13 protein-coding genes are annotated in these 12,064 nt (G+C 66.8%); 5 read left to right on the forward strand and 8 right to left on the reverse strand.

What is annotated here, in order from left to right:
- Nucleotides 1–204 precede the first annotated feature (204 nt).
- The gene (locus tag EWH21_RS17975) at nt 205–846 is read left to right on the forward strand and encodes a TetR/AcrR family transcriptional regulator (RefSeq protein ID WP_152489382.1); all 642 of its coding nucleotides are present in this window, start codon (nt 205–207) and stop codon (nt 844–846) included.
- A 13-nt stretch (nt 847–859) separates the two neighbouring features.
- Here EWH21_RS17975 and EWH21_RS17980 read toward each other — a convergent pair whose 3' ends face one another.
- A complete protein-coding gene (locus EWH21_RS17980) occupies nt 860–1,639 on the reverse strand; it encodes a class I SAM-dependent methyltransferase (protein ID WP_047588464.1) in 780 nt (259 codons plus the stop codon).
- Nucleotides 1,640–1,745: 106 nt separating this feature from the next.
- On the opposite strand from EWH21_RS17980, the gene EWH21_RS17985 reads away from it, so the two are divergent.
- A complete protein-coding gene (locus EWH21_RS17985; RefSeq protein WP_277698975.1) occupies nt 1,746–2,513 on the forward strand; it encodes a hypothetical protein in 768 nt (255 codons plus the stop codon).
- A 39-nt stretch (nt 2,514–2,552) separates the two neighbouring features.
- On the opposite strand, the gene EWH21_RS17990 is transcribed toward EWH21_RS17985, so the two are convergent.
- The 7 genes from EWH21_RS17990 to ppc all read right to left on the reverse strand — a co-directional run bounded on the left by EWH21_RS17990 (nt 2,553) and on the right by ppc (nt 9,904).
- On the reverse strand, nt 2,553–3,254 hold the full coding sequence (locus tag EWH21_RS17990; RefSeq protein ID WP_277698976.1) for an extensin family protein: 702 nt from the start codon (nt 3,252–3,254) through the stop codon (nt 2,553–2,555).
- Nucleotides 3,255–3,266: 12 nt separating this feature from the next.
- On the reverse strand, nt 3,267–4,136 hold the full coding sequence (locus EWH21_RS17995) for a DUF72 domain-containing protein (RefSeq protein ID WP_277698977.1): 870 nt from the start codon (nt 4,134–4,136) through the stop codon (nt 3,267–3,269).
- 51 nt (nt 4,137–4,187) lie between these two features.
- Nucleotides 4,188–4,532: a hypothetical protein gene (locus tag EWH21_RS18000; RefSeq protein WP_037049343.1), complete on the reverse strand. Its 345-nt coding sequence runs from the start codon at nt 4,530–4,532 to the stop codon at nt 4,188–4,190.
- Between the two features lie 113 nt (nt 4,533–4,645).
- The gene (gene tsaB, locus EWH21_RS18005) at nt 4,646–5,329 is read right to left on the reverse strand and encodes a tRNA (adenosine(37)-N6)-threonylcarbamoyltransferase complex dimerization subunit type 1 TsaB (RefSeq protein ID WP_037049346.1); all 684 of its coding nucleotides are present in this window, start codon (nt 5,327–5,329) and stop codon (nt 4,646–4,648) included.
- A gap of 107 nt (nt 5,330–5,436) precedes the next feature.
- Complete coding sequence (locus tag EWH21_RS18010) at nt 5,437–6,210, reverse strand: HAD family acid phosphatase (RefSeq protein ID WP_277698978.1); 774 nt, start codon at nt 6,208–6,210, stop codon at nt 5,437–5,439.
- A 186-nt stretch (nt 6,211–6,396) separates the two neighbouring features.
- The gene (gene adk / locus EWH21_RS18015) at nt 6,397–7,044 is read right to left on the reverse strand and encodes an adenylate kinase (RefSeq protein WP_047588432.1); all 648 of its coding nucleotides are present in this window, start codon (nt 7,042–7,044) and stop codon (nt 6,397–6,399) included.
- 223 nt (nt 7,045–7,267) lie between these two features.
- A complete protein-coding gene (ppc, locus tag EWH21_RS18020; protein WP_277698979.1) occupies nt 7,268–9,904 on the reverse strand; it encodes a phosphoenolpyruvate carboxylase in 2,637 nt (878 codons plus the stop codon).
- A 146-nt stretch (nt 9,905–10,050) separates the two neighbouring features.
- Between ppc and EWH21_RS18025 the strand changes: the two genes are divergently transcribed.
- The 3 genes from EWH21_RS18025 (at nt 10,051) to EWH21_RS18035 (ending at nt 12,042) form a co-directional block, all read left to right on the forward strand.
- Entirely contained in the window at nt 10,051–10,410 is a 360-nt protein-coding gene (locus EWH21_RS18025; RefSeq protein WP_037049353.1) for a hypothetical protein, read from the forward strand.
- 385 nt (nt 10,411–10,795) lie between these two features.
- Complete coding sequence (locus EWH21_RS18030) at nt 10,796–11,209, forward strand: DUF4398 domain-containing protein (protein ID WP_134677073.1); 414 nt, start codon at nt 10,796–10,798, stop codon at nt 11,207–11,209.
- Between the two features lie 47 nt (nt 11,210–11,256).
- Nucleotides 11,257–12,042, forward strand: a complete 786-nt coding sequence (locus EWH21_RS18035) for an OmpA family protein (RefSeq protein WP_179554758.1) — start codon at nt 11,257–11,259, stop codon at nt 12,040–12,042.
- Nucleotides 12,043–12,064: the final 22 nt, after the last annotated feature.

Consider the following 12,064-nt stretch of genomic DNA (forward strand, 5'->3'; position numbering starts at 1 on the left):
GGTTTGAGGGCTGCCCCCTGGAGTGGCCAGCAGCGCCAGTGCGACGCGGAGGCAGACTGGAAGCGCGTTCAGCGCCGCGGCGTCATCTGCCCTCGCCCCGCCCTGATCGCCTCGTCGACGCGCCAGGAAGAGTCCTTTGGAATATTTGTACTGCCGGGTATAGTAAAAATAGCAAACTCGCCAGTCCAGTATTAAAATCAGCCAATGCCTGACAAGTTGTTACAACCTTCCGGTCCCGGTCGACCCAAGGACCCCGCCAAACGCCGCGCCATTCTCGACGCGGCGAAGAACCTGTTCCTGCGCAACGGCTACGATGGCAGCAGCATGGACACCATCGCCGCCGAGGCCGGCGTGTCCAAGCTCACGGTGTACAGCCACTTCACCGACAAGGAGACGCTGTTCTCCGCCGCGATCAAGGCCAAGTGCGAGGAGCAGTTGCCCGAGCTGCTGTTCGAGCTCCCGGATGACGTGCCGCTGGAAAGCCAGTTGCTGGGCATCGCCCGTGGCTTCCTGGCCCTGATCAACAGCAGCGAGTCCGTGGAGATGCACCGCATGATGGTCAGCCTGGCCAGCCAGGGCTCGAAGCTGTCGCGGATGTTTTACGAGGCCGGACCGCAGCGGGTCCAGGAGGAGATGGAGCTGCTGCTGCGCAAGGCCTCCGAGCGCGGCCTGCTGCAGCTGGACGACCCGCACCGGGCCGCCGACCACTTCTTCAGCCTGCTCAAGGGCGGCGCGCACTTCCGCCTGCTGATCGGCTGTGGCGACCCGCTGCAGGGGGCAGCGGCAGAGCACCACGTGCAGGACTCGGTTCAGCTGTTCCTGCGCGCCTATCGCGCCGACCGCTAGACAGGCCCGGGGCTCAGGCTTCCAGCTTCTTCTTCGGATAGATGTCGTAGCGGCTGGACTTGCCCTCGAGCACGTAGCCGGGCTTGCTGCCCTCGATCGCCGGCGCCTTGCGCGGTCGCTTGACCACCACCCGGTGACTGGCCAGCGCCAGCGCCGCCTGCAGCAACGCCGGGGCATCCAGGTCGTCGCCGACGAAGGGGCGGAACAGCCGCATCTCCTTCTTCACCAGCGCGCTCTTGTCGCGATGCGGGAACATCGGATCGAGGTAGATCACCTGCGGGGCCTCGCCCTGCCAGTGCTGCATCAGCTCGATGGCATTGCCGTTGAGCAGGCGCATCCGCGCGGCGATGGGGGCGACATCCAGATTCAGCGCGGCGCGCTGCAGACCGTCTTCCAGCAACGCGGCGACCAGCGGCTGACGCTCGATCAGCGTCATCTCGCAGCCCAGGCTGGCCAGCACGAAGGCGTCGCGCCCCAGGCCAGCGGTTGCATCGAGGATTCGCGGGCGAATTCCCGACTGCACGCCCACCGCCTTGGCAATCATCTGCCCGCTGCCACCCCCGAACTGGCGCCGATGCGCCGCCGCCCCCTCGACGAAGTCCACCCGCACCGGCCCGGGCGCCTTGTCGCCCAGCTCGACCAGCTGCAGCCCGTCATCGCCGAGCTGCAGGGCGAACTCGGTGTCCCCCTGCTGCGCCAGGCCAAGGCGCGCGGCCCACCGGGCGGCCGCTTCGGCGTACTGGGGATGCAAGGCTTGCATGTGGATACTGGCGTTGTGCCGCTCGTCGGTCATTGGTTCTGTCTGCTCAGAAATCACTCAAGTCATCGGCCCGCAGGCCGATAGCGAAGAAGCGGCATTCTGCCAGACCCGGCCGCCGACAGCCGCATCGAGTGTGATCATGTTCGACGCTCTATCCGCTCCACGCCCGCTCAGCAGTCCGGCGAGCCCACGCCCGCACGACGATGACCTGGACAAGGCGGCGCGCGAATCCCTCGATTACCAGATTCTGCGCCGTACCCTGGGCATCGAGGACAAACAGAAGCCCGGCAAGATCGCCCGCGAGCTGAACGACACCGTCGAGCCGCCGGCGGTATCCGCCAGCGCCGCCTCCCTCAGCCAGGCGGTGGTCGACCAGCGCTCGCTGGAACTCGACGTCACGCTCGAGCAGACGCCCCAGCAGGTCGACCCCCTGGTGCTGGACCTGGCCGGCAACGGCTTCTCCACCAACGGCCTGCTCCGCCCGACACGCTTCGACCTGGATGCCGATGGCCGCACGGACTCGGTCAGCATGCCCAGCGGCGACGATGCGCTGCTGGCGCTGGATCGCAACGGCAATGGCCGCATCGACGACGGCCGCGAACTGTTCGGCGACCAGCATGGCGCCGCCAACGGTTTCGCCGAGCTGGCGCGCTTCGACGACAACGGCGATGGCCGCATCGACGCGGCCGATGCCGTGTTCGACCAGTTGCGCCTGCTGCGCTTCGACGCCCAGGGCCGCCAGCACCTGCAGACACTCGACGAAGCGGGCGTCAGCGCCATCGACTTGCAGGCGCGCGACGTCAGCATCGCCCTGGGTGCCTACGACCAGATCGCCCAACTGGGACGGTTCGAGTTCAGCGACGGACGCAACGGGCAGGCGGCCGACCTGCTGCTGGCCAAGCGCTAGCGGTGTAAACCCTGCCCTGCAACAGCCAGACGCGACGCCCTAGCGGCACATCCGCCACATGCCCATGTCCAGGTGGAAGTGGTCACGGTGCGCCGCGTTGTAGTCCGGCCCCAGGGTGATGTTGAAGCGCTCGCAGGCGGCGTCCTGTACCAGGCGCAGGAAACGCGCGTTGTCGCCCTCCCCCGACCAGTCGTGCAGCACGCTGATGCGCCGGCCATCGCGCAGACGAAAACCGACCAGGTCCAGGGCATTGGCATAGGAATGCTGGCTCGGCCGCTGGCTGCCGGCGATGCTGCGACAGGCGAAGCTACCGACATGCTCGACACGGCTTACCGGCTGGCCGAACACGCGTTGCGCTGCTGGCTGCAGACCATGGCGCTCGAACAGCGCGAAGCTCACCGCCAGCGGACAGGTGGCCATGAAGCTGCTGCTCAGGCCGACGCGGCCGCCCTGGACGCGCACGGCATTGCGTACCGGACAACCGGGTTGCGGCGTGCTGTCAGGCAGGCGGGTGAAACGCAGGCCGGCGGTCGCCAGGGCCAGATCGCACAGCGCGCGATCTTCGCTCAGACGCCAGACCTTGAAGCCGGTCAGCAGGTTCGGCGCGTCCCGCACATCCAGCGGTGCCCAGGGGTTGAAACGCGGCGCGACGTCCAGCCAGCCGCGCCACAGGGCAAGCAGCAGCGCCGCGCCCAGCAGCACGGACACGAGCAACAGCCAGCCGACCTTGCGTATCAGCATCGACATTCTCCGTCAGAGCAGGCCGAGCTGTTCCAGCTCCGGCTCCACCTGCAACACGGGCAGTTCGGGCAACCCGGGCAGACGCTGCATCAACTGCTGATGGAAACGCCGGGCCAGTTCGGGGGCCAGGCGGTTGTCCGACGTATGCGCGAACACGTAGGGGCGCAGCCCCTGTTCGATCCAGCCGGCGACCTTGTCCAGCCAGGGAAGCATGAAAGGATCATTGGCCAGCAGCTCGGGGTGGCCGATGAAACGCAGCTGCGGGCTCTGGCTGAAGGCCGTGGGCCGGGTGGGCAGGCGCGGCTTCTTGGCCTGGGCGTGCAACACCGCAGGCGCTTGCGACTCACAGCTGAACAGCGCACGCGAATCCAGGCAGACGCGCTCGATGCCGCGCTCGTGCAGCAGGCGATTGAGCAGCCGTTCGGCATCGCCCTTGGCGAAGAACTCCGGGTGACGCACCTCGATCGCCAGCGGCAGGTCCCCCCAGTGCTCGATGAACGACGCCAGCTCCGCCAGTCGCGAAGGAGCGAAGCTGGCCGGCAGCTGCAACCAGTAGGGCTGCACCCGTGCGCCGAGCGGCGCCAGCAATTGGCGAAACTGCGCCACCTCATCCAGCTGCTGGCAGAGGTCGTCGCTGTGGCTGATCTCTCGCGGCAGCTTGGCACAGAAGCGGAAATGCTCCGGCATCTGCTGCGCCCAGCGCACCACCGTCTGCTCGCTGGGCCGGGCATAGAAGGTGGTATTGCCCTCCACCGCATTGAACACCTGGACATAGCGCGCGAGAAACTCGGCCGGCCGCGTGTCGTCAGGGTAGAGCGTGGCGCGCCAGGCCGCTTCGCTCCAGGACGGGCAACCGAGGTAGTAAGGAAGCGCAGCAGTCATCGGTCGATGCAAGCCACCTGGCAGAGGCGCGGAAAACGCGGTGAAACGGAGTTACGCGTAGAGGTCGAGACCGAGTACTTCCTGCGCATCGGACTCGCTCGCGTAGGCGGCGGTGGTGCTGTAGCTGGCCAGCGCCTGAGCGGCACGACCACTCAGCGCAGGTTGTTGATAGCCCAGGTCCTGGGAGCGCGCGGGCAGGCTGTCGCCGTTACTGCTGCTGGCCTGGACCCGGCGAATCTGCGGGGTCTGCTCCAGCCCCTGGCTGCTGGCCGGAGCGGCCGGCTGCTCACGCTGAGCCTCGACTTCCCGCTGCGCCTCGCGATAGGGCGTGACTGCAGTCCCCGAACGGGGGCCGCGATCTGGCGAGTAGGAAGGTAGGTAACCGTCGATCCGCATCTAGGACTGCTCGGTAGGCTCGGCTGAACAGGGCATTGTGTTGGCAATGTAGCGGCGTGTATCGACCTTGGCAAATACCATCCGCCCGTCGACGCCGCGCATCCGACCGGCTGTCACGCCGGCGGCGCCTTGGGTGTGGCGACCTGGTCACGCAGGTACACCGGCTGCGCCTGATCGGCAGGCAGCGCCTCGCCACGACTCCAGGCAAAGCGGGCCAGCGCGAGCAGGTCCTCGGCATGCGGCAGCAGGCTGCCATCCATGCCACTCGGTTGCAGCGCGATGCGCGCGGCGAAGGTGCCCCAGCCGGTGCCAGCGCCGAACCACTCGCCAGCGCTGCCACGCGGCGCCTCGGCCTGCTCCGGCGGCAGCACCGCTTCCTGGCCAAGCAGACGCATCTCGCCTTCCTGCGCCTGGTAGCAGCCCCAGTACACCTCGTCCATCCGCGCATCGATGGCCGCCGCGACCTGTGTCACTCCACGCTCACGCAGGGCGCGCTGAGCCAGTACGGCCAGGTTGGACACCGGTACGACCGGACGCTCGAGCGCGAAGGCCAGCCCCTGCACCACGCCGATGGCGATACGCACCCCGGTGAAGGCGCCGGGGCCACGACCGAAGGCAATGGCATCCAGTGCCGCGGCGCTGATGCCGGCGTCTCCCAGCAGTTGCTGGATCATCGGCAGCAGGCGCTGGGCATGCAGGCGCGGAGCGACTTCGTAGTGGCTGAGCACGCGACCGTCGTGCAGCAGCGCGACGGAACAGGCTTCGGTGGCGGTATCCAGGGCCAGGAGAGTGGTCATTGGGTTCGGACGGCTGAAGAAAAAAGAGCCGGCATTAGACCGGCTCGAGGATTTTTTTTCCAGTTTCATGACGGTGCCCGGCCTGCGCCGGGCGACCGACGGGAGCCTTACCAGGGCTCGATGACTGTCTCGGCGTCCCAGCCCTCGAGCGGCGCCTTGGACCAGGTGCCGTAACCGGCGTTGGGGAAGACGATCCACTCGGTGCCCCACTTGCCCGCCTCTTCGGCGACGGTCTTGCGTTGCGCATCGAGCGGGGTCTTGCGGAAACGGGCATCGAAGTCATGCAGGGTATCGCCGAGCAGCAGCACGATCTGGTGATCGGCGCTGACGATGGCGCGGCGCTCGACCTTCGGCGGGCCCAGCAGCAGCACGCTGTCCGCCGAGACCTGCGGCAGCCCCAGTTTGCTGAGGGTGGCCAGGGTGTACTTCTTCTGCTCGTCGGAGCGGTCGGACACGTAGCGAATGGTCACCCCGAGCTTGTCGGCGTGTTCGAGGAATTTCTTCGCGCCGGGGATCAGCGCCGGTGTGCCGTCACGCTCCCAGGGCAGCCAGGTGTCCCAGGCGTCGTACTGATGACAGTTGGCCAGGTCCCGCGCCAGCAGCGCGCTGTTGTCGATCACCGTTTCGTCGAGGTCGGTGACGATGGCCAGCTTGGCGGGGTCTTTCGCCGCAGCCACGGCCTTGTCGAGTTTCTCCGTGGCGATGTTGTAGGCCTGCAACTGCAGCGCCTGGATTTCCGCCGACTGCTGCTGGAAGCGCAGGCCCATGCGGAACTCGGCAACGGAACAGTCGGTCTTGCTCGGTGCTGCGGAATCGGCGAATGCCAGCGGAGCGGCCAGCAGCGATGCGGCAAGGCCCAGCCAGATACGTTTATCGGTCATTGAATACCCTCTTCCTTATTGGTTCACCTGTCGACACGCCCCAGGCGCCCGCCCGAGGCTGCACGGTCGATACTAGTCGGCCCTGTAGTGCGGGCCATGCTTGAGAGCGACCCGAACATACCATGTTGCAGAAACGACCAAGGCCCCTTTCGGGGCCTTGGCAGGAGGACGACTGGCGGGGTGGACTCAGTCCAGCGCGGCCAGGGTCTTCGCGGTGATCTGCTCGACGCTGCCGACACCCGGAATGTGGGTGTACTTCGGCGTGCCGGTCTCGGCAGAGAGGTTCTGGTAGAAGTCCACCAGCGGCTTGGTCTGCGAATGGTAGACGGACAGGCGATGACGCACGGTCTCTTCCTTGTCGTCTTCGCGCTGCACCAGCTCCTCACCGGTGAGGTCGTCCTTGCCGGCCTCTTTCGGCGGGTTGTATTCGGTGTGGTAGACGCGGCCGGAAGCCGGGTGTACGCGACGACCGGACAGACGCTTGACGATTTCCTCGTCGTCCACGGCGATTTCCACCACGTGGTCCAGCGCCACGCCGGCATCACGCAGGGCTTCGGCCTGCGGAATGGTGCGCGGGAAGCCGTCGAACAGGAAGCCGTTGGCGCAATCGGCCTGAGCGATGCGCTCCTTGACCAGGTTGATGATCAGGTCGTCGGAGACCAGACCGCCGGCGTCCATCACGCTCTTGGCCTTCAGGCCGAGCTCGGTGCCGGCCTTGACCGCAGCACGCAGCATGTCGCCAGTGGAGATTTGCGGAATACCGAACTTCTCGGTGATGTAGCGAGCCTGGGTACCTTTGCCGGCACCGGGCGCCCCCAGCAGAATCACGCGCATCGATGTGCTCCTCAAGATTTATCTAGTAATCGGTCGGACTCGCCTCGTGGGGCCAATCTCTTGAATGGTGTGCGGCAGCTGTAGCGGCCAAAAGGCTGCTCAAGATACACAGCACTCCCCAGGCGCACAAGCCGCCTAAAGTCGGATAAAAACCCTCCGCCCGATGCAGTGCCGACAGCCGGCAGGGGCGGCGCGACACGCGCCTCATGCCCCTGCGACGGCCTCAGCCGGTGTTGCGCAGACCCGCCGCGATACCCGCCACGCTGACCAGCAACGCCTGCTCGAGAGGGCTCTCCGGCGCCTGCTCGCGGAGCCGGCAGCGGGCCAGCAACTCGGCCTGCAGCAGGTGCAGCGGATCGAGATAGGTATTGCGCACGCTGATCGACTCCAGCGTCTCGGGACTGTGCGCAAGCAGGCGAGACTGGCCGGTCAGTTCCAGCACGGCGGAGCACGCCTGCGACAATAGGTCGCGTAATTGCCCACCCAGCGGCTGCAAGGCCGGCTCGACCAGCCGCTCGTCGTACAGTGCCGCGATGCTGGCGTCGGCCTTGCTCAGGACCATCTCCAGCATGTCGATGCGCGTGCGGAAGAACGGCCAGTGCTCGCGCATGTGCTTGAGCAGCTCGCCATCGCCCCCCGCCAGGGCCTGCCCCAGCGCCTGCTCCCAGCCCAGCCAGGCCGGCAGCATCAGGCGCGTCTGAGTCCAGGCGAAGATCCACGGAATCGCCCGCAGGCTCTCCACGCCGCCCGCGCGCCGCTTGGCCGGCCGGCTGCCCAGCGGCAGCCGGCCCAGCTCCTGCTCCGGCGTGGCCTGGCGGAAGTACTCGACGAACTGCGGGTGCTCGCGCACCACGCCACGGTAAGCCTGCACACCGGCACTGGCGAGACGGTCCATCATCGCCCGCCAGCTGGGCTCGGGCGCAGGTGGTGGCAGCAGCGTGGCTTCCAGCACCGCCGCCAGGTAGAGGTTGAGGTTCTGCTCGGCGATGTCCGGCAGGCCGAACTTGAAGCGAATCATCTCGCCCTGTTCGGTGGTGCGGAAACGCCCGGCCACCGAGCCCGGCGGTTGCGACAGGATCGCCGCATGCGCAGGGCCACCGCCACGGCCCACGGTGCCACCGCGACCATGGAACAGCAGCAACTCGACCTGATGCGCCTGGCACAGGCGCACCAGTTCTTCCTGGGCGCGGTACTGCGCCCAGGCCGCCGCGGTAGTACCGGCATCCTTGGCCGAGTCGGAATAGCCGATCATCACCTCCTGCGGCCCGTGCAGGCGCGCCCGGTAGCCTGGCAGGCCCAGCAGGCGGTCGATCGCCGGGCCGGCGTGATCGAGGTCGGCCAGGGTTTCGAAAAGTGGCACCACACGCATCGGCCGGCGCAACCCGGCCTCCTTGAGCAGCAACTGCACGGCGAGGACATCGGAAGCCGCACCGGCCATGGAGATCACGTAGGAGCCCAGCGATGCCGCTGGTGCGGCCGCCACCTCGCGGCAGGTGGCGAGCACCTCGGCGGTGTCCGCCGCCGGGCGATAGTCGACGGGCAGCAACGGCCGGCGGTTTTCCAGCTCGCGCTGGAGGAACGCCAGGCGCGCCTCCTCGTCCCATTCGGCGTACTTGCCCAGCCCCAGGTAGTCGGTGATCTCCGATAGCGCCGCAGCATGGCGCGCGGCATCCTGGCGCACGTCCAGGCGCACCAGGAACAGGCCGAAGGTCGCCGCCCGGCGCAGGCAATCGAGCAACGGCCCGTCGGCGATCACGCCCATGCCACAGGCATGCAGCGACTGGTAGCACAGTTGCAGGGGCGCCAGCAGATCATGATTGTCGCGCAGCACTGCGCTGCTCGGCGCGATGTCGGCGTCGAGCGCCTGCTGCGCCCAGCGGCGTGTCTCGCGCAGGCGCTCGCGCAACTGCTTGAGCAACGCGCGATACGGCTCGGCGTTGTCGCCGACCTGAGCACGCAGCTCGGCGCTGGCCTGCTGCATGGACAACTCGGCGGCCAGCTGGTCGATATCGCGCAGGTACAGGTCAGCGGCCATCCAGCGCGCCAGCAGCAGCACCTCGCGCGTTACCCGCGCGGTGACATTGGGGTTGCCGTCGCGGTCACCGCCCATCCAGGAGGCGAAGCGAACCGGCGCGGCCTCCAGCGGCAGGCGCAGGCCGGTAGCGGCGCGCAGGCTGTTGTCGGCGCGCCGCAGAAACTGCGGTACCGCCTGCCACAGCGAATGCTCGATCACGGCGAAGCCCCACTTGGCTTCATCCACCGGGCTGGGGCGGCTGCGGCGAATCTCCTCGGTATGCCAGGCCTCGGCGATCAGCCGCTGCAGGCGCTCGACGATAGCCTGGCGCTCCGCCGGCAGCAGGTCGCTGTGATCCAGCGCCGTCAGTTGCGCGGCGATGGCGTCGTACTTCTGGATCAGGGTGCGCCGCGCCACCTCGGTGGGGTGGGCGGTGAGCACCAGTTCGATGTCCAGGCGGCCGAGCTGGCGCGCCAGCTCCTCCGCGCCCTGCCCGCTGGCGAGCAGACGTTCGAGCAGCTCGTCGAGCACGCGCAACTCGAAGGGTTCGGGTTCGTCGGCGCGACGCCGGCGCACGCGGTGCTGCTGCTCGGCGATATTGGCCAGGTTGAGGAACTGGTTGAAGGCGCGCGCCACCGGCAGCAGCTCATCGTCGCCGAGCTGACCGAGGGTGCTGGCCAGCTGTTCGGTGTCGGTGGCGGTCCCGCGACGACCGGCCTTGGCGCCCTTGCGAATGCGTTCGATCTTGTCGAGGAACTCGTCGCCCAGCTGGGTGCTGATGGTCTTGCCCAGCAGCTCGCCAAGCAGGTGCACCTCCTCACGCAGACGCGCATCGATTTCTGCCATGTCGCACTCCTTCTCCTGACCGATGTCAACAGAGTGCCCAGCGCGCCAACTTCTTACAAGGGTGCGACGCGCAGCAGGGCGCGCGACAGCGCTGGGTCTAGGCTTGTACACAGGGGTCGCCTGCCCCGTTCGCGAGGAGTGACAGCATGAGAATCCGAGAGCTGGCAGAACATTGGGAACAGAATGCCCAGGGCCGCCTGACGACGACCCGCTACCAGATTCACCTGGATGTCGAAGCGGCCGCCCGCCTGGCTGCGCTCACCGAGATGTACCCCAAGCACCACAGCGAAGAACTGCTTGGCGAGCTGATCGGCGCGGCCCTGGAGGAACTGGAAGCCAGCCTGCCCTACGTGCGCGGCAGCAAGGTCGTGGCCCTGGACGAACAGGGCGATCCGCTCTACGAGGACGTCGGCCCGACACCGCGCTTCCTGGCGCTGTCGCGCAAGTACCTGCGCGAGATCACGGAGATGGACGAGCAGAACCCGCAGGCCCGCCACGGCACCTGAGCGTTCAATATATCGCTCACTTCGCCGATCATCTCGCATCCCTCGAGGCGTTTTTCTATTACGCCGCTTCAACCGACACCGCGCAAAAAATCGACGGATCCACGTCAAGCCAGCACAGCCTTCCTCATAAACCCAGTAGAAACGGCCTCCGCACAGTACTGACGGGGGTTGCAGCGCGCCGCCCCGGCGCCCGAAACCACTGCTGAAAGCTGGCCAAATGACGCCCCCGCATCAGGCGAATCGTGAGCAAACTGTCATTTTTTCTGAACCATTCAAAAAACACGCGGGTCCCAATTTCAGGTCATCGAGGCACGCCAGCCTCCCGCGGGACGGCTCCTCGATGCGCCACTTGTCACGGATATCGTCATTCATAGGAGTGTTTCAAATGGAGTTAGCCGCCATGAAGACCCATACCGAGAAGCGTCCAAACACCAGCCTGCGCGGAATCAAACTGGCTGCCCTGGTCCTGGGCAGCAGCCTCGTGCTCGCTGGTTGCGCCGGCAACCCGCCCAGTGAGCAGTACGCCGTCACGGAGTCCGCCGTGAACTCGGCGATCAGCGCCGGCGGTACCGAGTTCGCCCCGGTGGAAATGAAAGCCGCGCAGGACAAGCTCAAGCAAGCCGAATTCGCCATGCACGAGGAAGAGTACGAGAAAGCCCGTCGCCTGGCCGAGCAGGCCGAATGGGACGCTCGCCTCGCCGAGCGCAAGGCCCAGGCCGCCAAGGCCGAACGTGCCGTGCAGGATGCCCGCCAGGGTGTTCAGGAACTACGCGAGGAAGGCATGCGCAACGCTCAGTGAGCGCCCGCACCTCGCCCATTCGCTGACAGATATAAGGATGAATCGCCATGCGTAAACACGTGATGATCCCCGCCCTCCTGGCCATGAGCGTCGGCCTCGCCGCCTGCTCGCACCAGCCCAACGCCAACCTCGAGTCGGCCCGCAGCAATTTCTCTTCGCTGCAGAGCGACCCGCAGGCCAACAAGGTCGCGGCGCTGGAAACCAAGGAAGCCCAGGAATGGCTGAACAAGGCCGACAAGGCCTACATGGAGAAGGAAGACGAGAAGAAGGTCGACCAACTGGCCTACCTGACCAATCAGCGCGTCGAGGTGGCCAAGCAGACCATCGTCCTGCGCAGCGCCGAAGCCGAACTGAAGAACGCATCGGCACGCCGCGCCCAAGCGTTGCTGGACGCTCGCGACGCGCAGATTCGCAAGCTGCAGAACAGCCTCGATGCCAAGCAGACCGAACGCGGCACCCTGGTGACCTTCGGTGACGTCCTGTTCGACTTCAACAAGGCCGAGCTGAAGAGCAGTGCCCTGCCCAACGTCACCGAGCTGGCACGCTTCCTTCAGAAGAACCCGGAACGCCAGGTGATCGTCGAGGGCTATACCGACAGCGTCGGCTCCGCCAGCTACAACCAGGGCCTGTCGGAACGACGCGCCGAGTCGGTCCGTCGCGCGCTGATCCGCGCCGGTGTCGCACCGTCACGCATCGTCGCCCAGGGCTACGGCAAGGAGTACCCCGTCGCGGACAACGGCAGCGACTCCGGCCGAGCGCAGAACCGCCGTGTGGAGGTGACCATCTCCAACGACAACCAGCCGGTCGCGCCCCGCTCCTCCAGCGACGCCTGATCGCCGAGCGCCATGAAGAAAC

The sequence above is a fragment of the Pseudomonas sp. REST10 genome (assembly GCF_029542605.1).
In the GTDB taxonomy this organism is placed as follows: Bacteria; Pseudomonadota; Gammaproteobacteria; order Pseudomonadales; family Pseudomonadaceae; genus Aquipseudomonas; species Aquipseudomonas khazarica.